Annotated in this window: 15 protein-coding genes and 2 pseudogenes; 9 read left to right on the top strand and 8 right to left on the bottom strand. The window is 69.5% G+C overall.

The genetic code is table 11. The features are described from left to right. The first annotated feature begins 505 nt into the window (after window positions 1-505). Complete coding sequence (locus V9G19_RS08710; protein ID WP_462285095.1) at window positions 506-760, top strand: hypothetical protein; 255 nt, start codon at window positions 506-508, stop codon at window positions 758-760. Window positions 761-1,014: 254 nt separating this feature from the next. Here V9G19_RS08710 and V9G19_RS08705 read toward each other — a convergent pair whose 3' ends face one another. From V9G19_RS08705 to V9G19_RS08695, 3 genes are all read right to left on the bottom strand, one after another. Then, window positions 1,015-1,458 carry a hypothetical protein gene (locus V9G19_RS08705; protein WP_462285094.1) on the bottom strand — a complete coding sequence of 148 codons (444 nt, stop codon included), beginning with the start codon at window positions 1,456-1,458 and terminating at the stop codon, window positions 1,015-1,017. A 151-nt stretch (window positions 1,459-1,609) separates the two neighbouring features. Beyond that, on the bottom strand, window positions 1,610-2,443 hold the full coding sequence (locus tag V9G19_RS08700) for a helicase-related protein (RefSeq protein WP_462285093.1): 834 nt from the start codon (window positions 2,441-2,443) through the stop codon (window positions 1,610-1,612). Window positions 2,444-2,618: 175 nt separating this feature from the next. Further along, a complete protein-coding gene (locus V9G19_RS08695) occupies window positions 2,619-2,921 on the bottom strand; it encodes a hypothetical protein (protein WP_462285092.1) in 303 nt (100 codons plus the stop codon). A 292-nt stretch (window positions 2,922-3,213) separates the two neighbouring features. Here V9G19_RS08695 and V9G19_RS08690 point away from each other — a divergent pair, with 292 nt between their 5' ends. Continuing rightward, window positions 3,214-3,486, top strand: a complete 273-nt coding sequence (locus V9G19_RS08690; protein WP_462285091.1) for a hypothetical protein — start codon at window positions 3,214-3,216, stop codon at window positions 3,484-3,486. On the opposite strand, the gene V9G19_RS08685 is transcribed toward V9G19_RS08690, so the two are convergent. The 3 genes and pseudogenes from V9G19_RS08685 to V9G19_RS08675 all read right to left on the bottom strand — a co-directional run. Next, window positions 3,449-3,907 (bottom strand): hypothetical protein, encoded by a 459-nt coding sequence (locus tag V9G19_RS08685; RefSeq protein WP_462285090.1) that lies wholly within the window; start codon window positions 3,905-3,907, stop codon window positions 3,449-3,451. The two genes, V9G19_RS08690 and V9G19_RS08685, sit on opposite strands and share 38 nt — an antisense overlap. A gap of 800 nt (window positions 3,908-4,707) precedes the next feature. Then, window positions 4,708-5,298: a DEAD/DEAH box helicase gene (locus V9G19_RS08680; RefSeq protein WP_462285089.1), complete on the bottom strand. Its 591-nt coding sequence runs from the start codon at window positions 5,296-5,298 to the stop codon at window positions 4,708-4,710. Between the two features lie 676 nt (window positions 5,299-5,974). Continuing rightward, window positions 5,975-6,799, bottom strand: a pseudogene (locus V9G19_RS08675) (IS3 family transposase); the annotation flags it as partial. A gap of 318 nt (window positions 6,800-7,117) precedes the next feature. Here V9G19_RS08675 and V9G19_RS08670 point away from each other — a divergent pair. The 7 genes and pseudogenes from V9G19_RS08670 to V9G19_RS08640 all read left to right on the top strand — a co-directional run bounded on the left by V9G19_RS08670 (window position 7,118) and on the right by V9G19_RS08640 (window position 17,075). After that, a complete protein-coding gene (locus V9G19_RS08670) occupies window positions 7,118-10,819 on the top strand; it encodes a hypothetical protein (protein ID WP_462285088.1) in 3,702 nt (1,233 codons plus the stop codon). Further along, a pseudogene (locus V9G19_RS08665) lies at window positions 10,747-12,312 on the top strand (glycoside hydrolase family 3 protein); the annotation flags it as partial. The gene V9G19_RS08670 and the pseudogene V9G19_RS08665, both read left to right, overlap by 73 nt. A 10-nt stretch (window positions 12,313-12,322) precedes the next feature. Beyond that, entirely contained in the window at window positions 12,323-14,317 is a 1,995-nt protein-coding gene (locus V9G19_RS08660; protein ID WP_462285087.1) for a cytochrome c oxidase assembly protein, read from the top strand. After that, the gene (locus V9G19_RS08655; RefSeq protein WP_462285086.1) at window positions 14,314-15,105 is read left to right on the top strand and encodes a carbon-nitrogen family hydrolase; all 792 of its coding nucleotides are present in this window, start codon (window positions 14,314-14,316) and stop codon (window positions 15,103-15,105) included. The genes V9G19_RS08660 and V9G19_RS08655 overlap by 4 nt, the downstream gene beginning before the upstream one ends. 113 nt (window positions 15,106-15,218) lie before the next feature. Next, complete coding sequence (locus V9G19_RS08650) at window positions 15,219-15,491, top strand: DUF6458 family protein (RefSeq protein WP_462285085.1); 273 nt, start codon at window positions 15,219-15,221, stop codon at window positions 15,489-15,491. Window positions 15,492-15,549: 58 nt separating this feature from the next. Beyond that, window positions 15,550-16,182, top strand: a complete 633-nt coding sequence (locus V9G19_RS08645; RefSeq protein WP_462285084.1) for a hypothetical protein — start codon at window positions 15,550-15,552, stop codon at window positions 16,180-16,182. A gap of 11 nt (window positions 16,183-16,193) precedes the next feature. Beyond that, window positions 16,194-17,075 carry a DUF4097 family beta strand repeat-containing protein gene (locus tag V9G19_RS08640; RefSeq protein WP_462285083.1) on the top strand — a complete coding sequence of 294 codons (882 nt, stop codon included), beginning with the start codon at window positions 16,194-16,196 and terminating at the stop codon, window positions 17,073-17,075. Between the two features lie 132 nt (window positions 17,076-17,207). Here V9G19_RS08640 and V9G19_RS08635 read toward each other — a convergent pair whose 3' ends face one another. Next, window positions 17,208-19,076: an acyl-CoA dehydrogenase gene (locus V9G19_RS08635; RefSeq protein ID WP_462285082.1), complete on the bottom strand. Its 1,869-nt coding sequence runs from the start codon at window positions 19,074-19,076 to the stop codon at window positions 17,208-17,210. A gap of 129 nt (window positions 19,077-19,205) precedes the next feature. After that, window positions 19,206-19,976: a fructosamine kinase family protein gene (locus V9G19_RS08630; RefSeq protein ID WP_462285081.1), complete on the bottom strand. Its 771-nt coding sequence runs from the start codon at window positions 19,974-19,976 to the stop codon at window positions 19,206-19,208. Between the last annotated feature and the right edge of the window lie 27 nt (window positions 19,977-20,003).

Below are 20,003 nucleotides of genomic sequence, written 5' to 3'. Positions count from 1 at the left end.
AAACGGTGGCGTCATAAGGGATCAGGCCTTCAGGAGCGCGCGACAGGTCGGCCGGAAGGCATCGCGCCGTCCCAGGGCAGCTGACAGGGTGCAGCCCATGTCGCGTCGGCATGCGCAGCTGCAGCGTCGGGCGGTACGGGCGCGGCGGCAGAGCGCCACCCGCCAGTCGCGCCAGACGGCGGTGAACTCGTGGTGCCGGCCAGGGTCAAGCGGTTTGGCGTCGGGGGCAGGCAGTGGTCGCGCCGCCTGCGCCAAGGCGTGTCCGGCCGATGGCTGCGCTGGAGCTCGTGGCGGTGCCGGTGGACGCGACGTTCACCGCGGGCCAGCGTCGATCAGAAGCTGCGCGCGCCTCGTGCGCTGGTGCGGTCGATCAGTTCGTGGTCGGGCTGGTTGTAGTAGGACAGCAGGCAACGGTAGCAGCCGCTGGACGCAGTTGCGCCTGCGGGTCGTCCTGTCAACAGCGCGGGATCGCCGGCGGCAATCGCCGCATCGACACGTTCGACAGGTGCATCAGCGCCAAGGGCGGCGCCGGGCCAGCGCAGGCAGCGCGTCGCGGTCCTGCGACCAGGCGGGCGAGGACACCCGCGCCGCCCTCGGTCGCTTCGTAGACGAGGAGCGCGCGGCGGTTGTCGCGGGCGGGCAGGGGTTCGCCGAGCACTTCGCCTTCTTCCAACTGGATAGCCCCGCTCGATCGCCGCGCAGAAGGGCGTGCTGGATCGTCGCCATCGTGTCTGGCGTGCAAGCTGCAGGTGTCGCGTGAACCGCAGGTGGAGGGCGTTCTTGCGGTCCTGCACGATGGGAACGATGCGGACAGCGGCGTGGCAGCATCGGGTCGGGGGACGTCCTCCTCAGCTCCCGTCGCCGGGCATGCCGACCCAGCGGCCGGACCGCGGGTCGATGCCGAATCCGAAGATCGATCTGGTCCTTGCGCCGCTTCAGTCCCTTGTTCATGCGGCTGATTTCGGCGCCGCTGGCCGTATTGCAGCGCCAGCATCGGACGTCTTCGCCTCGAGGTCAGCGCGGCCGTTCCAGACATCCACGCCGCCCGTCGCGGCGCGGCCAGGAGAACACGGTCTGGATGTCGAAGCCCTGGCGCACGCGTTCTTCGTCATTGGCGGTGATGCGTTCGGCGGGCGACGGTTTCGACGTTGTCGATGCGCAGCGTGCGTTCTGCACCTGATTCTGCCCCGGCCATGGGGGCGTCGCAGGCATGGCAACGCTCGACGTCACGTCGTCGTGGACAGGCACCGCAGTTCGGGCAGATGCAGCAGTGTCCTTGGTCGCAAGTCCGTCGCCATCGCCGGCGCGGACTCGGGCGGAAGCTTGGCCTTGTACGACCCGGTAGGCGCGGCCCTCGTGGTAGATCAGGCTGCGGGGGCCGAACTCGGAGATGGCGAGGAAGCGCGGCGCGTTGCAGGAAGGCGCCGACCTTGCCTTCGCGCCGGGATGCACAGGCATAGAGCGGCAGGCGCGGGAAGTTGTAGCCGGGCAGGAAGCCCTCGGTGGCGAGGTAGCGGTAGGAGTAAAAATTCGGACCCGTTCGACTGGCGGCCCTGTTCCAGGGGGCTTCAGTTGTTCATTGGCCTGCCCATAGGCGGCCTTGTTCAGGTCACGCTCTTTGCCGGACAGCCCGGTCTGCTGTCCGCGGTCGGAGGCCTGTTTCGAGCTGGGCTTGTGCGGTCAGGTAAAGGCCGCGCCAGCGGTCGAAGGCGCGGTCGAAGGCGGTGGCGGCGCCTTCGGCGACCTGGGCTGCATAGGCGTCGGGGTCGGGCATCCAGGGGGGCAAGGTGCCGCCTTCGCTGTCCAGGACCTGTTGCAGGACCCGGCGCATGGTAGGCAGGGCACGGGCTGAAAGTCCCGGGGTGGTGGTCGCGGCGCGGATGTCGTCGCGCAGGGGGGCGTCGGGCCTCGACAGGTCCAGGATGTTCGGGATGTCGGGCGACAGCGCGAGGCCCGAAGCCGCCAGCCAAGCGGCCTGCAGGTGCGAGGTCAGAAGCTGTTCGTTGGTCAGGTCCAGCGCCGGGGCGCGGACCACGCCTGACACCATCGCGTCGCGGTCGCGGAAGAAGTACTGGTCATGCGGGCTTTGCGCGGCGCAATAGGTGACGATCACAGCCGCCTGGCCGGACCGGCCGGCACGGCCGGCACGTTGGGCATAGTTGGCGGGCGTGGGCGGCACGTTGCGCAGGTAGACCGCGTTCAGCGCCGAGATGTCGACGCCCAGTTCCATGGTCGGAGAGCAGAAGAGCGCAGGCAGGAAGGACGCGCTTTCGCTGTCGCCCTTGAGGTCGGCCAGGTTCGCCGGATCGGCGAGGTAGCGCCTTGTCGGCCGGGTCCTGACGGAACCGCGCCTCGCGCCAGAGGCGCAGTTGCTGGGTGACCTGGGCGGTATGCTCCCGCCCCTCGAAGCCAAGGAAGCGGTCGGTTCCGGCGGCAAGGGCATCGGCGATGGCGGCTGTAAAGCGCGTGGAAATAGGGGTTGCCGCGCGGGCCCGCGCCGTCCAGCGCAGGGCCGGGCATGCAGGCGCAGGGCGCCGGGCAGCAGGCGCCAGCCGGCGCAGGTCCTGGGTGGTCGGCTCGACCTGTGTCACGAGGCCCGCCTCGTCAGCCAGAAGCGATCAGCAGGCAGGGGCTAGGCGCCAGCAGGTAATCGTCGGATTCAGCTTGGCCCCGCCCCACCAGCGAGCCTTGTTCAGGGCGCGGCCCAGACGCGAGGTCACGCCGCCACGCAGGATGGCGCCTTCGTCGCGCTTGCGCGTATCGGCCTTGGAGGGCGGGGCCAGGATCAGCGCCGACCGGCTGCGCAGCGTTTCCTCGCGGTCGATGGCCCAGGGGTCGCGCAGATGGCTGCGCGAGGTCTGGGCGATCTGGTCCAGGTCGATGGCGTTCGAGATCCTCGGTCTCGATGGCGAGGCCTTCATAGGAGGGTGTCGAGGAGGATGCGGCAGATGGTTTCGCGGTCTGCGGCAGACAGGGCGGTAAGGGCGGGGTGGACGTCGTCGAAGAGGGTGGCGTTCGCGCAAAGGTCCGAAAGGCCCGGATAGTCGACCGCGACCAGGTTCAGAGACCGACAGGCTGGGGTTGGTGTAGCGCCAGCCGCGGCGCAGGTCGGTCCAGACGCGGTGGGCCAGCACGCGCAGGGCTGCGCGTTCGGCATCGGTGCGGGCCGCGCCCTTGCGGTCGGGGTCGGCCATCCAGTAGCGGTGCCGGGCCGTGTTCGCGGCGGAAAAGCCCAAGCGCGCGGGCGGTGCGGCGGCCGAAGTCGTCGGGGTGAAGGCCATCCGGGCCGGCATCGGTCACGGCGCGCAGGATGGCGCCGCGCACGAGGCTGACGAAGATGAAATCGTTGAAATGCCCGGCCTGAAGGGCGGCGTCCTGGCGGTTGTCGGTGAAGCCGAGAATCTTGCGCTTTTCGGGGGGGATGGTCTGGTCGGGGGCGTTCAGCCCCTCAAGCAGGGCGGTTGCGATGGTGGTGGTGGCCGATGACCGGCCTTCGGCCGACAGCCCGGCCAGCTTGGAGCGTTCGCGCGCAGGCGGAGGAAGGCTGGTCGTTGCAGGCGGGGCAGAAGGCGAGGCGCCCCTTGAGGAACCAGAAGGCGCGGCCGGACGGGTCGGGGCGGCCGTCGGCGGCCACATGCACGGCCACCGGCACCTTTGGGCGGCGGTTGGTGCGCACGGCAGGGCCGGAGGAACGGTCCTCGATCCAGTCTTCGGGCAGGCTGCCCACCGAGCCGTCATACTGATAGTCGGAATCTCCGGGCACGGCCCGTGGGGTCGAGGTAGCCCGCCTCGTCGGTGCTGTTGGCATCGTCGCGCGGTTACGTTCGTCGATGGGGCGGGGCAGGAAGGTGCGCTGGCCTTCGGCGTCGGTCAGGGTGACGGGGTGGAGACTCCTGCCCGCAGTCACGGCAGAAGCGGGTCGGATACAATCGGTCCCATTCAGCCTGTGGGTCAAAGCGCTGGCCTTCGAGGTAGGTGTTGCGCGGCGGCGTCGCGCAGGGTGGTGAAGACCTCTCCCGAACCCGAGATGAAGCGGTGCAGCTTGAAGGCGAGGAAGGCGTTTCCGCCCGGAGCCGCCGCGCTGATCCTCGGGCTGCGAGGCGCGCGGTCAGGAAGGTCTGCAATGCAGCAGAGCATTCGGCCAGCGGCAGGCCGGAGGCCTGCGCCAATAGATAGGCCGCCGCGCCGAAGGACATCGGGCGGCGGCGGGACGAATCCGCCTTCGTCCTGTCAGCCCAAGCGCCATTTCCGCCCAGATCGCCAGCGGGTGCGCTGTGCAGCGCGGCATCCGGCAGGGCATCGGGCAGGGGCGTGCGGATCGCCTGTGCCAGAAGGGGTTGCACCGTCGGACAGGCCCAGCCGGTCGTCGGTGGCGCGCGCGCAGGGTTTCGCCGATCACGGCATCGGGTCCGATCGTTCGTGCCGAAGAGTACGCGAGGCGACGGCGGCGACGGTGGCACTGGCTGCAGGCCGCATCGCCCTCGTTCGCCATGGTGGCAGAGGTGCCGATGCAGATGCAGCGTTGTCGGCCGAAGGCGCTCGCGCACGCGGCGCACCAGCATCGCCACGTCGGCGCCCTGGCGGCCGCGGTAGGTGTGCAGCTCGTCCAGCACCAGGAAGTCGCAGGCCCTTGGCAGTTGCGCGATGACGGCCTGGTCGATGCTCGTCCTGCCGGGTCATGCAGCAGTTCCAGCATCATGAAGTTGGTCAGCAGGATGTCGGGCGGCGTTGCGGCGATGCGCCTGGCGCTCGTCGTCGCTCTCCTGGCCGGTGTAGCGCGCGAACGGTGACGGTGCCGTCGGTTGCCGGGTCAGCCTGCAGGAACTTCTCGAGTTCCTCAAGCTGGCTGTTGGCCAGCGCGTTCATCGGATAGACGATGATCGCCCGCGTGCGTGCACCCTGGCCCGCAAGGCGCGCGCGGATGCAGGCATCGACGATGGGCACGAAGAAGCACAGCGACTTGCCCGACCCGGTGCCGGTGGTGACGGCCAGGCTTTTGCCGTCGCGCGCGATCTTGATCGCCTGTTCCTGGTGGCGGTGAAAGCGGATCGGCTGGCCGTCGCGGGCAAAGACGCGGGCGGTTTCAGGCAGGATGACGCCCTGAGCGGCCAGGTCATCGGCGGTGGGCCCCTGTTCATAGGCCGGGTTCAGCGACAGAAGCGCATCGGGCCAGAACCGCCCGGCTGCGTATTCGGCATCGACCGCTGCCTGGATGTCGGGCGCGCGGATGGTCGAGAAGGACCGCGAGAACGCCGCGTAGCTGTCGATGACCCGCCGGTCCAGTTCGAACGCCTTCACCCCAAGACCCCCCGCCACAGCCGCAACCCCTGATGGCAGATTGCCTTGGTTGCGCGCGGGTTTGCAAGCCGTCCGAAGGGGTTGGCGCTGGGCGGCGGCCTGCAAACGGTACGCCTTGGAGGCCTGTACGCCACTCCTTGGCACCGGCCAGGGTTTCGCGCCCTCGTGGAGCTGGGAAACCGGGCTGAGAGTAATGGCTGAAGGCAACGACAAGGCGGTGGAGAGCCAAGCTGTCCAAGATTGCGCGTACACCGTGAAAATCGGAGGCAACCCTAACGATAGAATGCCCTAGCACGCGTCGCCTTGATCCCTGCGCAGCGGCATGCCCTGGATACGACCTGCGGCGGCCATTGCGTCCAGCCAGGTCGCGATCGACTTGCCGGTCCCGTACTTGGTAGAATTGCAGGTGTTGGGCGAGGCTCTCCAGGGCCTTGGCGCGATCCTCGAAACGGTAGCGCAGGCCTGTCTGGATCTGCTCAAGCCCGGCGAACACGGCTCGTTCTGCCTAGGTCAATAGACGCGTGTCCTTGAACACGACCTCGGAAACACCGCGACCGTCGCATTCGGGACAGTCTGGATTTGGGGCGAGGTTCCTTGAGTAGCCGAACCCGCGCTCATTCGTCGGTTGGACTTGCCCGTCTATTGCGGAGAGCGTTTGGCTCACTTCCCTGGCCTTTCGCGTGAAGGCGATGGGGCTTTGGAAGCCGGTCGATGAATGCCTCCTGACGGGGTTATGGAACCCGTCGATGTATCTGGCGGCGGCGTTTTCGGCCTGGGGTCGTGATTGCCATGCGACCGGCCAGACCAGGTCCGACTTGATGGTCCTGAAGAAGGTGAGGAGGATCAGAAAACAGTCCAGTGGACTGTTTTCCCGACGCAAGACCATCGAGGTGTCGCAGCAGTTCCCGCGCCCGCTCATCCTTTGCCGGCAGGCGATTGCCTGCAAGCGCCGAGAGGGAGATCAGGGTGCCGCGTCTGCGGAGCAGCGCCTGATCGCCGACCGGGCAGTATTGCGATCCGCGGTCGGAATGGTGAACCAGCCCCGGCGCGGCGCGGCGCGAGAAGAGGTTCAAGACGACAGCGAGGGAGAGCCAGCCCCCTGGCGTCCAGATGTAGGAGATGTCCGCCCCCCACTTCCTGTCCGGGCCATCCGCCGTGAAGTCCTGCGCCACCAGGTTCGGGGCGACGGGCCAGGCATGTTCGCTGTCCGTCATGCGCTTGAAGCGCCGCTTCTGCCGCGCGATCAACGGGGTCTCGCGCATCAGCCGCGCCGTGCGATGGCGCCCGATATCTCATGGCCCTTCATCGACGAGATCGCGATGCATCCGAGGGCTGCCGCAGGTGCCGTTCGACAGGGTGAAGGTCGTCCTGATATGCGCCGGACAGACCAAGTCCTGCTGCCGGCGGCGACAGGCCGCACGGTCCTGGCCCGGGCGAAGAAGCCGCTCTGGCCGACGCCGAGGACGCGGCACATCCGGCGGATCGGGAAGCAGGCCCTCGCCATTGGGCTCGAACCGACGGCGCCTCGATGGCTCGTTCCGCTTCGATGAAACCGAAGGTCATTATCGGGGACTTGCCTTCCAGTATAGCGGCGGGGTGCTGACCCTGTTCATCGCGGTCCAATCCATTGGCTGCGCTGCATCACCCCGGCGGCCCGGTAATGTCGGCGTAAGCAGGCGCTGACGGCGGTCGGCTGCCATAACCCCGCGGAACACGCCCATAAACCGGATACCTAGGCAGTCGGAAATGCACATTTGGTTGATTGTTCCCGGATCGGAACCAGTTGTGGTGCGGCGGATCACCAACCCAAGGATCCGCCATGCCCATCCCGAACACCAAGGTCAACCTCGCCAGTGCGATTGCTTCGGGCGGCGGCTTCACCCTTCTGTCGCCACAGCCCGGCGATCTTCTGGCAACGCCGCTGGGCATCGCAGGGGCCGGGTCGGTCGCGGCCGCCGGCGACCTGAACGGCGACGGGTTCGCAGACCTGGTCGTCGGCACTCCGGGCAGCGATGACAAGGCTGTCGACGCCGGGCGGGTGTTCATCACCCTGGGCCATGCGGTGGCGGGTTCCTCGCAGGACATGTCGCACGGGACACCGGATGTCGTGGTCATTGACGGCGTGCGGGCCGGCGACATGGCGGGCTTTGCCGTGGGCAGCGTGTCCGACCTGAACGGCGACGGGCTGGCCGAGATCCTTGTCGGCGCGCCCGGCATGGCCGTCGGCGCCGCCGCCGATGCCGGGGCTGGCTTTGTCCTCTGGGGCCAGGCGGTGGGCGCGGGCAACGGCATCGACCTGGCCGATCCCTTCGCGGGAGACGGCAAGGGCTATGCGATCAAGGGCCAGGTCGCGGGCGACATGGCGGGCTATGCCATGGTCTCGGTCGATGACATGAACGGCGACGGCCGGGCCGAGGTGATCATCGGCGCGCCGGGCCAGGACGCGGGCGGCGGCGATGCCGGGGCGGTCTATGTCACCTGGGGCCGCACCGTCGAGACGCCGCTGTCGCTGAACAGCGTCGCCGCCGGGGTCGGCGGCTTTCGCATCCTGGGGGCCGAAGCGGGCGACGCCATCGGCCGCGTGATCGGCACGTTGTCCGACCAGGGCGGCGACGGCAGGGATGAAATCCTGATCGGCAGCGCCACCGCCGGCGGCGGCGCGGGGGCGGTCTGGGTGGTCGACGGCCAGGCCACCGGCGCCACCGTGAACCTGGGCAGCCTGACCAGCGGTTACCGCATCCTCGGCCAGGCCGGCGAGGGCGCGGGCGCCTCGGTCTCGCGCGCCTCGGATCTGAACGGCGACGGGCTGGAAGACATCCTGATTGGCACCACCAGCGGCAATGCGGCCTACCTTGTCTACGGACAGGCGGGGCACACGGACGTGAACCTGGCCGATGTCGCCGCCGGAACCGGAGGGCTGCGCATCACCGGCACCAACCTGGCCGGGATGACCGTTCTGGGCAACGTCGACCTGAACCGCGACGGCATCGAGGACCTGGTGATCGGCACCCCGCACGATGCCGAAGGCGGCACCGATGCCGGGGCCGTCTATGTGGTCTGGGGCGATCAGCTTTACCGTCCGATCAACCTGGCCGAAGTGGCGCAGGGCATCGGCGGCGCCAAGATCGTCGGCAGCGCCGGCAGTCTGACCGGCAGCGCCATCGCGGTCGCGGGCGACCAGAACGGCGACGGCACCGCCGACCTGGCGATCCTGTCGCCCGGCACCGGCGAAAGCCTGCGCATCCTCTACACCCCCGCGACCTGGGGCCCCGACGCCAACGTCTACGGCACCTCCGGGGCCGACCTGCTGGGCGAAGGCTACGGCGGGCCGCTGCATGCCATCGGGGCGGGCAACGATTCCGTCCTGGGTCTGGGCGGCAACGACACGATCGAAACCGGCGCGGGCAACGACACGATCGAGGGCGGCCTTGGGGTCGACAGCCTGATCGGCGGGACGGGCGATGATACCTATGTTGTCGACACCATCGGCGACGTGGTCGTCGAGGCGGCGGGCGAAGGTATCGACACGCTGCGCACCGCGCTGAACGCCAGCCTTGGCGCCAATGTCGAGAACCTGATCCTGACCGGCCTGGCCGAGAACGGCTTTGGCAACGAGTTGGATAACCAGATCACCGGCAACGTGGTCGCCAACTGGCTGGTCGGCGGCGCGGGCAACGACACCATGACCGGCGGCCAGGGCAATGACGCCTATTCGGTCAACTCGGCGGGCGACGTGGTGGTCGAAGCCACGGGCGGCGGCACCGATACGGTGCGTTCGACCATCGACTACACGCTGGGCCTGAACCTCGAGAACCTGATCCTGGAAGGCACGGCGCTGCGGGGCACCGGCAACGGCGGCTTGAACGCGATCACCGGCACTGCGGGCAACAACGTGCTGGACGGCGGCGCGGGCATGGATTCGCTGCGCGGGCTGGGCGGCGACGATGCCTACTATGTCGACAACGCCCTGGACCAGGTGTTCGAGAACGCGGGCGAGGGCAACGACACCGTTTATGCCAGCGCAGACTTCACCCTGCGCGGCTGGGTCGAGACGCTGGTGATGACCGCCCCCGGCCATCGCGGCACCGGCAGCGACATCGACAACACCCTGATCGGCAGCACGGGCCAGGACACGCTGGACGGCGGCGTCGGGAACGACCTGCTGCAGGGCGGACGGGGCAACGACAGCTATGTCGTCGATAGCCTGGGCGACCAGACCGTCGAACTGACCGGCGGCGGGCGAGACACCGTCACCGCCGCGCTGGACTGGACCCTGGCGCTGAACGTCGAGGATCTGGTGCTGATCGGGGCCGCGCATTCCGGCACCGGCAACGCCCTTGGCAACCGGATCACCGGCACGGCCCTGGCCGACACGCTGAACGGCGCCGCCGGGGCCGATACCCTGATCGGCGGCGACGGCGACGACATCTACCGCGTCGACAACCTGCGCGACACGGTGGTCGAAACCGCAGGTGGCGGCAACGACAGCGTGATCTCGTCGGTCAGCCACACCCTTGCCGACGGGGTCGAGACGCTGACCCTGACCCGCGGCCGGCTGACCGGCACGGGCAATGCGGCCGACAACCTGCTGAACGGCAGCACCGGCGCCGACCACCTGCTGGGCCTTGCGGGCGACGACACGCTGGACGGCGGCGCCGGCGCCGACACGATGGAGGGCGGGGCCGGCAACGATATCTACCTGATCGACAACGCCGGAGACCTGATCATCGAGGGCGCCGACGGCGGCATCGACGTGGCCATCGTGACCCGCGCGGGCATCGTGGTGAACGGCGATGTCGAGATCATCCGCCTGGGCGGCACCGTGCACAGCCTGACCGGCGGCACCGGCGACAACACGCTTGAGGGCAGCGGCGGCGGCGATACGCTGGACGGCGGCGCGGGCAACGACCACATCCTGGCCGGCGCGGGCGATGACGTGATCGAGGCCACCTCGGGCCACGACACCCTGTCGGGTGGCGAAGGCGACGATCTCTACCACGTCCACGGCGCCGCGGTCGAGATCGAGGATTTCCTGGGCGACGACACGCTGGACGGATCGGACAGCGCCTCGAACGACTACATCGACCTGTCGGGCGAAACCGAATGCGAGATCGAACACGAGATCGTCCACATCACGCCCGGCGGCACCACCTCGGGCCCGCTGGACGTGCAGTTCCTGCAGGATCTGACCGGCAGCTTCGCCGACGACATCGCCACCGTGCGGGGCCTTGTGCCGCAGTTGGTGGCGGCGATCCAGGCGGTGCAGGCGAACGCGGAATTCGGCGTCTCCAGCTTTGTCGACAAGCCCATCTCGCCCTTCGGTGCGACGGGGGAATGGGTCTATGAGCAGGAACTGGGCCTGACCGCCGATGCCACCGCGCTGGCGGGCACCTACAACGGGCTGACCACGCTTAACGGCGCCAATTCGCCTGAAAGCCAGCTCGAGGCGCTGATGCAGCTGCCCGCTGGAGCAATGCGCTCCAGGAGGTGGCGGCGCAGGCGCCGCACGGCATACCGGTGACGATCTCGACCGACCCGCGTCACGGGTTCATCGAGAACTCCGGGGCCTCGTTCACGGCGGGCCCGTTCTCGCAGTGGCCGGAGCCGCTCGGCCTGGCCGCGCTGCGCGACCCGGACCTGATGCGCGCATTCGCCGACATCGCCCGGCGCGAGTATGTCGCGGTGGGCATCCGGGCCGCGCTGCACCCGGTGATCGACCTCGGCACCGAGCCGCGGTGGGCGCGCCTGGTCGGCACCTTCGGCCAGGACCCGGAGCTGACCGCCGCTCTCGGCGCGGCCTATGTCGCCGGCTTCCAAGGGGAGCGCCTCGGCCCCGGCTCGGTGGCGTGCACGGCCAAACACTTCCCCGGCGGTGGGCCGCAGCAAGGCGGTGAGGACGCGCACTTCCCCTACGGCCGCGAGCAGGTCTATCCGGGCGGCCGCGGGGAGGACCACCTGCGACCCTTCGAGCCGCTCATCGCCGCCGGTGTCGCCGCGATGATGCCCTACTACGGTGTGCCGATCGGCCTGTCGCTGCGGGGGATCGACCTCCCGCCGGTCGGGTTCGGCTTCAGCCGCGAGGTCGTCACCGAGCTGCTGCGCGAGCGGCTCGGCTATGCCGGTGTGGTGATCAGCGACTGGGAGCTGGTCAACGACAACCACGTCGGCGATCAGGTGCTCCCGGCCCGCGCCTGGGGCGTGGAGGACCTCGACCCGACGGAGCGGATGCTGCGCATCCTCGACGCCGGCGCCGACCAGTTCGGCGGCGAGGAGTGCGTCGAGCTGCTCCTGGACCTCGTGGCGGCGGGGCGCGTCCCGGTCGACCGGATCGACGCCTCGGCCCGGCGCCTGCTCGAGATCAAATTCCGCCTCGGCCTGTTCGACGACCCGTTCGTCGATGAGGAGGCCGCGGCGCAGACCGTCGGCTGCGCGGACTTCCGGGAGGCCGGGCATGCCGCCCAGGCGCGCTCGGTCACGGTGCTCACCGCGGCGCCCGGCGGCCCGCTGCCGCTGCGGCCGGGGGCGCGCATCTATGCCGAAGGCCTCGCGGACGACGCGGTCGCGGTCGTCGGCACCCGGGTGCCGCGCCCCGAGGACGCGGACGTCGCGCTGGTGCGGCTGGATGCACCATACGAGCCGCGCAGCGATCTCTTCCTGGAGGCCGACTTCCACCAGGGCAGCCTCGACTTCCCGCCCGGCCTGCCGGTGCTCCTGCGCCGGATCGCGCGGCACTGCCCGCTCGTCATCGACGTCACGCTCGACCGGGCGGCGGTCCTGACCCCGCTGGTCGAGGTGTGTGCGGCCCTGACCGTGAGCTATGGCGCCTGCGACGCCGCCTGGCTGGCCGCGATCACCGGCCGCATCCCGCCCGCCGGCCGGCTCCCGGTCGCCCTGCCCCGCTCGATGGCGCAGGTGCGCGAACACCCCGAGGACGTGCCCGGCTTCGCCGACCCGCTCTACGATTTCGGTCACGGTCTCGACCTGCCTGGCGCCAACGGGAGCCCACCTCCTTAGGCTGTCCGGTATGACGCCCTTTGCCCCGGCGGGCCCACCGCGCCGGGCAGTCCTCTCCTTGGCCATCCCGGCCGTCGTGGCCGTCGCGGTGTTCGCGATCCTCGGCAAGGTGGTGGCCGCCTACACGGTCGGTGATCCGGGCGTGGTGATGCGCTGGCTCGGCCCGCTCGCCGGCGTCGGCACCATGATCGGCGCCTGCGGCACGGTCGGTTTCCTGTTGCTCGGCGCCTTCCTCGCCCCGGAGACCACGCGCACCCATCGCCGCGCCGCCGCGGCCCGGTATGCCGCGGGCTTCGCCGGCCTCTGGCTGGCCGGCCTGCTCGCCAACCAGGTCGCCTACTTCGCCAGCGCCTCCGGCTTCCGGCCGAGCCAGCCGCAGTTCTGGTCGCAATTCTTCGGTCTGGCCTGGGAGTTGCAGCCGTCCCGGATGGACATCATCAGTGCCGTTGTCGTCGCGGTCATGCTCGCGACGTGCGTGCAGACCCACACCACGACCGCGCTCGCGTGGTGTTGGTTCGGCGCATTGTTCGCGCTGCTGCCCACGGCGCTCGCCGGCCACTCGGCGGTCAGCCGCGATCACATGAGTTCGATCAACGCGCTGGCGATCCACCTGCTCGCGGTCACCACCTGGGTCGGCGGGCTGCTCGCGCTGGTGATCCTGCGCCGCGGGCTCGGCCCGCACTTGCCCGTCGCCGCGCGCCGCTTCTCCCGGGCCGCCGCCTGGTCGTATGCCGCGCTCGGCCTCAGCGGCATCCTCGCCGCCTGGTTCAACCTCACCGCGATCGGTGACTTGGCCACGGCATACGGGGCGATGCTGCTGGTCAAGGTGGGCGCGTTCGTGCTGCTCGGGTTCGCGGGATACCGGAACCGCACCCTGGCGCTGCGGACCCTCGATGCCGACCCCGGCAGCGGGTCGGCCTTTGCCCGGCTGGCCCTCGGTGAACTGCTGCTCATGGGCGTGGCGATCGGCACGGCGGTTGCGCTGGCCCGCACGCCCGCGCCGGCGATCGAGTCCATTCCGGCCGACCCGACGACCGTCTATGCGCTGACCGGATACGGCGACCCCGGGGCGCCGCCGGACCACGCGTGGCTGGTCACCTGGCACGCCGATTGGCTGTGGATCGCCGTGGCCGCCGTCGCGATCGGGGTCTATGCCAACTGGATGCACCGGCTGCACCAGCGCGGTGACCGGTGGCCGGCGTGGCAGCTGATCTGCTGGGTCGCGGGCTGGCTCGTGTTTGTCTATTCCATGTGCGGGGCGCCCGGGGTCTATGGGCGAGTCCTGTTCTCCTGGCACATGATCATGCACATGACGGTGGCGATGCTGGTGCCGCTGCTGCTCGTGCCCGCCGCGCCGATCACGCTCGCGCTGCGTGCCCTGCCGGCCCGCCACGACAAGACCCGCGGGCCGCGGGAGCTGATCCTCGCGCTCGTGCACTCGCGCTATCTGCACGTGGTCGCCAATCCGGTCGTCGCCGCGGTGATCTTCTTCTTCTCCCTGGCGACCTTCTATTTCACGCCGCTGTTCTACTACGCGCTGGCCACCCACACTGGTCACATCCTGATGACCGTCCACTTCCTGCTCTCGGGCTATCTGTTCACCTGGGTGCTGGTCGGCACCGACCCCGGGCCGAAGCGCTGGCCGCCGTTGATCCTGCTCGTCGTCCTCTTTGCGACGATCTCCTTCCACGCCTTCCTCGGGGTGATCATCACCAGCAGCAACAACCTGCTCGCCCCGGACTTCTTCGGCCAGCTCGGGCTGCCGTGGATGACCGACCCGCTCGGCGACCAACACATCGGCGGCGCGATCGCCTGGGGCGTCGGCGAGGCCCCGACGCTCGTGCTGGCGCTGATGGTCACCTGGCAGTGGGTGCGCGCCGACCGGCGTGAGACCGAGCGCCTGGATCGCCAAGCCGACCGCGACCACGATGCCGAACTCGCGGCATACAACGCCCGGCTCGCCGACATCGCCGCCCACGACCGGCGCGAAGGAGCCAGCCGGTGAAGGTCGCCCTCATCCAGCTCGGGTATGCCGATGGCGAGCCGCTCGACGAGCGCCGCGAGCGTGCCGCGGCCCTGGTCCGCGAGCAGGCCGGGCACGACCTGGTGATCCTGCCGGAGTTGTGGGCGCCGACCGGCTTCGGTTATCGGGGGTGGGAAGCCGCCGCCGAGCCGGTGGACGGGCCGACCGTGGCCGCCATCGCATCGGCGGCCATGGACATCGGCGCGATGGTCCATGCCGGCTCGATCATCGAGGCGCTTCCCGAGCCCGGGCCGGACGGCAAGTCGCTGGCCAACACGGCGGTTGTCGTTGCGGCGTCGGGGCAGGTCGTCGGGGTCTATCGCAAGATTCACCGGTTCGGCTTCGCCGAGGGTGAGCCGTCGCTGCTGGAGGCCGGCACGGACGACGTGCTGCTCGACCTGCCCGGCGGGGCCCGCGCGGCGTTGTCGACGTGCTATGACCTGCGCTTCCCCGAGCTCTATCGCCGCCAGCTCGATGCCGGCGCCGAGGTCTACTTGATCCCGGCAGCGTGGCCGATGCCGCGGGTGGCGCACTGGTCGCTGCTCGGCCGCGCGCGGGCCGTCGAGAACCAGTGTGTTGTGATCGCGTGCAACACCGCGGGCACGCACGCCGGGGTGCAGATGGGCGGCGCCTCGCAGGTGGTCTCCCCGCGCGGGGAGGTGCTCGCCGAGGCGGGCGCGGATCAGCAGGTGGTCTCGGTGGAGGTGGACCTCGGCGAGGTCGCGGCATACCGGGAGCAGTTCCCCGTCTGGGCCGACCGGCGGCTTTGACGCCCGACTCGTCAAGGTCCACGGCGCGTTAGCGCCCCTCGCGGGGATCGGCTGGCTATCGTCGGGGCGTCGGCTCGTTCAGCCGGCGCGAGTTCAGCTGCAAGGAGTTTCGCATGTACATCGGTGTCGGCATCTTCCTCCTCGTCGTTGGCGCGATCCTCTCCTTCGCGGTGAGGGACTCGATCAGCGCTGTGGACCTGACCATGGTCGGCTATATCTGCATGGGCGCCGGCGCGCTGGCCATCGTGCTGTCCTTCCTGGTTCAGGCCGGTGGGCGGCGCACCGGCGAATACAACGCACGCCGGGTCACGACGACCGACCCCAACACCGGCACGACGGTGGACGAGACGCACGTCGACCGCGGCCAGGGGCCCGGCCAGTACTGACGTCATAATGACGTCGATATGACTTGACGTGACGTCTCCATGACACCATAATGGTGTCATGGATCTTTCTCCATATGCCGAGCGCCTCCGCGCCGAACTACTCGCCGCCCTCTCCGGGGCCCCCGTCGAGGTCCAGGACGCCGGTGAGCGCCTGAGCCGAGTCCTGGACGCCAGCGTCCGGCTGACCCTTTTCGAGGTCCTCGCCGACGCGGCAGCCGAAATCACCAGCGCCCTGCCATCGGACAGCGTCTCGGCCCGCCTGAACGGGCGTGAGATCGACTTCGTCGTCGAACAGGCGCCGTTCGCGGGCCAGCCGCGGATGATCCCGGTCGCCAGGCCAGCTGCGGCAGCTGCGTTCCGGTCCGCGGTCGTGCCGCCGCCGCCGGCTTCCCCCGGGGCTCCGTTCCCCCCTCCTGCAGCGCCGCCGAGCACGCCACCGCACGGCGAGGTCCAGGACGAGGGCGACCTGGCCCGGATCACCGTCCGGCTGCCGGAGGGCGTCAAGGAGAAGGCCGAGGCTCGAGCCGGTCGCTCCAGCCAATCGCTGAACAGCTGGATCGTCAACACCCTGCGCCAGGCGACCGGTCCGGGCGGCGTCGACATCGATCTCGACTTCTCCCACATCCCGTTTTTCGACAAGGACTTCCCGCACGGCAGCTCCGGTCGCGGCCGGATGTCGGGCTGGGTGTGAGGGGCCGCGCCATGGAATGGACGTTTGCGACCCCGGAGCCGGTCGAGTTGTCCGCCGGTCTGCACGCGGGATCCCTGACCGTCGTCGCCGAGGCTAGGGACGACACGATCGTGACCATCACCGGTCGCCGCAGCGAGGTCTTCGACGTCGCGCAGAGCGGCCGCACCATCGTTGTGCGTCCGCCCCGGGAGTGGCAGGACACCGGAAGGCACGAGATCCACATCCGACTGCCCGCCGAAAGCGACCTCGACATTGGCGCCGGGGCGGCCGACGTTGATCTCCAGACCCCCGGATGCCGACTCGGTGAGGTATCTGCGAAGACGGGCTCGGGCAGCATCCGGATCGATCGGGTCGGCACGGCCGCGCTGTCGTCCGGCTCCGGGACCATCCGGTGCGACGAGGTCGAGCAGGTGCGCGCCAAAAGCGGCTCCGGCGACATCAGCGTGGGCCGGCTGTCCGCCGACGCGACCATCTCGACCGGGTCGGGCGACGTCCGGCTCGATGACGCGGCCGGTGCCGTGGCAGTCAAGACCGGATCGGGTGACCTGACGGTCGGCCAGCTCGCCGGGGATGTTCGCTATGGCACGGCCTCCGGCCTGCTGACCGTCGAACTGGTCCGGCGGGGCCGGGTCGACGCCAAGACCGCGTCGGGCGGGGTCCGGCTGGGCATCGCCGCGGGCACGCCGGTGTGGACCGAGATCGTCTCCGCCTTCGGCCGAGTGGAGTCGCATCTGCCGCACGTCGGCGAGCCGGCGCCAGGGCAGGACAGCGTCCGGGTCCGGGTCCACAGCGCCAGCGGCAAGGTCGTGCTCGTCCCGATCGATGCGCCCCCACAAGACGCGCCCGCTCCTCCCCAGGACGAGCCCCTTGCCCCGCAGGACGCGCCGGTCTGACGCGCGCGAGGAAGTTCTGCTAGCAGCAGTTAGTCGACCTCTCCATAGGCAGCAACCTATGGAGAGGTCGACTAACTCGTGCTAGCAGAAGGTGCACGGGCGGGCGGATGGCGCGACCCGCTCGGCCCGCCGTCAGAAGGCCGACTCGGGGACTTCCATCAGCATGTTGTCGATGCCCTCGGCGATCGTGCGCTCGGCGGTCAGCTTCGGCAGGACGGTGCGGGCATAGAACTGCGCGGCGGCGACCTTGCCGGTGTAGAAGTCGACGTCCGAGCCGCTGACCCCGGCGTCGAGCTTGTCCTGGGCGACGGCTGCCTGGCGAAGCAGCAGCCAGCCGACGATCAGGTCACCGGCGGCGAGCAGCAGGCGAGAGGTGTTCTGGCCGACCTTGTAGAGGTTGGTCAGGTCGCCACCCATCCGCGGGTCGGAGGCCATCAGCGCCGGCACCATCGCACCGAGGATGCCCTGGACGTCCTCGACGCCCTTGGCGAGCAGCTCGCGATCCTTGTCGAGCTTGCCGTTCTGGGCGCCGGTGTCCTTGGCGAACTCCTGGATCTGCATCGACAGCGCGGTCAGGGCCTGGGCCTTGTCGCGGATGATCTTGCGGAAGAAGAAGTCCAGGCCCTGGATCGCGGTCGTGCCCTCATACAGGGTGTCGATCTTGGCGTCGCGGACGTATTGCTCGATCGGGTAGTCGGCCAGGTAGCCGGACCCGCCGAGGGTCTGCAGCGACTCGGTCCCGAGGAGCACCCAGGCCCGCTCCGAGCCCAGGCCCTTGACGATCGGCAGCAGCAGGTCGTTGGTGCGGGCGGCCAGGTCGGCGCCGCTGCCCTCGATCTTCTCGTTCCCGGTTTCGAGGTAGTGCTGGTCGGCGACGTCCTGCTGGCAGGCGGTGAACAGCACGAGCGCGCGCAAGCCCTCGGCATACGCCTTCTGCAGCATGAGCGAGCGGCGGACGTCGGGGTGGTGGGTGATCGTCACCCGCGGCGCCGACTTGTCGGTCATGCGGGTCAGGTCGGCGCCCTGGACGCGGTGCTTGGCATAGTCGAGCGCGTTGAGATAGCCGGTCGAGAGGGTCGCGATCGCCTTGGTGCCCACCAGCATCCGGGCGTTCTCGATCACGTGGAACATCTGGGCGATGCCGTCGTGGACGTCGCCGAGCAGGGTGCCGGTGGCCGGCATACCGTCGCCGAAGGTCAGCTCGCAGGTCGTGGAGACCTTCAGGCCCATCTTCTTCTCGACGTTGGTGACCAGGACGCCGTTGCGCTCGCCGAGTTCACCGGTCTCAAGGTCGACGTCGAACTTGGAGAGGATGAACAGCGAGAGGCCCTTGGTGCCCTCGGAGGCGCCCTCGGGGCGGGCGAGGACGAAGTGAACGACGTTGTCGGTCATGTCGGATTCGGCGCTGGTGATGAACCGCTTGACGCCGGTGAGGCTCCAGGTGCCGTCCTCGTTCTGGACCGCCTTGGTGCGCCCGGCACCGACATCGGAGCCGGCCTCGGGCTCGGTCAGCACCATCGTGCAGTGCCAGCCCTTCTCGACGATCCACTTGGCCAGCTTCTTTTGGTCCTCGGTGCCGAGGGTGTAGAGCAACTCGGCGAAGCCGTAGGACGCGCCGAACATCGCGATCGCCGGGTTGGCGCCGAGGATCATCTCGTTGATCGCCCACTTCAGCGACGGCGGGCACGGGGTGCCGCCGAGCTCGTGCTGGATGGTCACATGCCAAAAGCCGGAGTCCTGGTAGGCCTGGTAGGACTTCTTGAACGACTCCGGCATGGTGATCAGCTGGGTCTTGGGGTCATAGACCGGCGGGTTGCGGTCACCGTCGGTGAAGGATTCGGCCAGCTCGCCCTCGGCGAGTTCGCGCACGTGCTTGAGCAGCTCGCGGGCGGTGTCTTCCTCGAAGTCCTCGTAGGCTCCGTGGCCGAGCAGCTCCTGGCGGTTGAAGACCTCGAATAGGTTGAACTCGATGTCGCGCAGATTGGCCTTGTAATGGCCCATAGCGGTAGCCCCTTAGGTATGACTGACTAAGCGCTTGCTTAGCGCTCTTGCCAGGATAGTGTGCCCAGTGGGGCGACGCCGCGCAATGGGGTGTAACGCACGGCTCACTTTCGGCGGGCGAGCGAGGCGTCAGACATAGGTGCGGGCGGCGGCGACGGCCTGGGCGGCATACCCGCCACCGAAGAGCACGGCGTGCAACAGCAGCGGATGCAACTGGTGCAGCGCGACCCGCTCGCGCCACCCGGGGGCGAGCGGATGGATCTCCTCGTATGCCGCGACGATCCGCTCCAGGTGCGGCGCGCCGAACAGCGCGAGCATCGCCAGGTCGCTCTCGCGGTGGCCGCCGTGCGCGGCTGGGTCGATCATCTTGGCGCCCTCGGGCGTGAACAGTAGGTTGCCCGACCACAAATCGCCGTGGATGCGCGCCGGCCGGTCGTCGTCGTCGAAGTCGCCGGCCCGGGCCCGCTCGGCCACCGCGCGGAACGGGCCGACATCGCCGCGGCCCCACGCGCCGCGCGTCAGCCCGAGGTCGACGACGGCAAGGATGCGCTGGTCGGCCCAGAATTCGCCCCAGCGCTGAGTCGGGCGCAGCCGCAGGGGGAGGGGCTCGTCGGCCGGGCCGAGGAAGCCGTCTCCCTCCCAGCCCTCCGGCGGGCTCCCGTATGCCGCCGCCCCGCTGTCGTGGATCGCCGCCAGTCGGCGGCCGAACTCCTCGGCCGCCTCGGCCGTGGCCGGGATCCGGCTGAGGTGCGTCATCGTCAGGTGGTCGGCCCCCACGTCGATCACGTCGGGAACGCAGCCGCTGTCGGCCGCGGCGAGCCAGCGCAGGCCGGCCGCCTCCCATTCCGCATAGCCGGCCGGACCGGCGGGGAGGTGCTTGCGGTAGGTGCTTGTCGGCATACGGTCTATCGAAGCAGGCCGACTGGA

It is taken from the genome of Nostocoides sp., assembly GCF_037045025.1.
GTDB lineage: Bacteria > Actinomycetota > Actinomycetes > Actinomycetales > Dermatophilaceae > Nostocoides_A.
The sequence above is the reverse complement of the archived record's forward strand: the minus strand, read 5'-3'. Positions and strand labels throughout refer to the sequence as shown.

What these genes read in the sequence shown, in the direction of transcription:
- V9G19_RS08705 (WP_462285094.1), bottom strand. Translation starts at nt 1,458, where the DNA reads ATGCCTGTGCATCCCGGCGCGAAGGCAAGGTCGGCGCCTTCCTGCAAC.
- V9G19_RS08700 (WP_462285093.1), bottom strand. Translation starts at nt 2,443, where the DNA reads ATGCCCTTGCCGCCGGAACCGACCGCTTCCTTGGCTTCGAGGGGCGGG.
- V9G19_RS08695 (WP_462285092.1), bottom strand. Translation starts at nt 2,921, where the DNA reads ATGAAGGCCTCGCCATCGAGACCGAGGATCTCGAACGCCATCGACCTG.
- V9G19_RS08670 (WP_462285088.1), top strand. Translation starts at nt 7,118, where the DNA reads ATGCCCATCCCGAACACCAAGGTCAACCTCGCCAGTGCGATTGCTTCG.
- V9G19_RS08660 (WP_462285087.1), top strand. Translation starts at nt 12,323, where the DNA reads ATGACGCCCTTTGCCCCGGCGGGCCCACCGCGCCGGGCAGTCCTCTCC.
- V9G19_RS08650 (WP_462285085.1), top strand. Translation starts at nt 15,219, where the DNA reads ATGTACATCGGTGTCGGCATCTTCCTCCTCGTCGTTGGCGCGATCCTC.
- V9G19_RS08645 (WP_462285084.1), top strand. Translation starts at nt 15,550, where the DNA reads ATGGATCTTTCTCCATATGCCGAGCGCCTCCGCGCCGAACTACTCGCC.
- V9G19_RS08640 (WP_462285083.1), top strand. Translation starts at nt 16,194, where the DNA reads ATGGAATGGACGTTTGCGACCCCGGAGCCGGTCGAGTTGTCCGCCGGT.
- V9G19_RS08635 (WP_462285082.1), bottom strand. Translation starts at nt 19,076, where the DNA reads ATGGGCCATTACAAGGCCAATCTGCGCGACATCGAGTTCAACCTATTC.
- V9G19_RS08630 (WP_462285081.1), bottom strand. Translation starts at nt 19,976, where the DNA reads ATGCCGACAAGCACCTACCGCAAGCACCTCCCCGCCGGTCCGGCCGGC.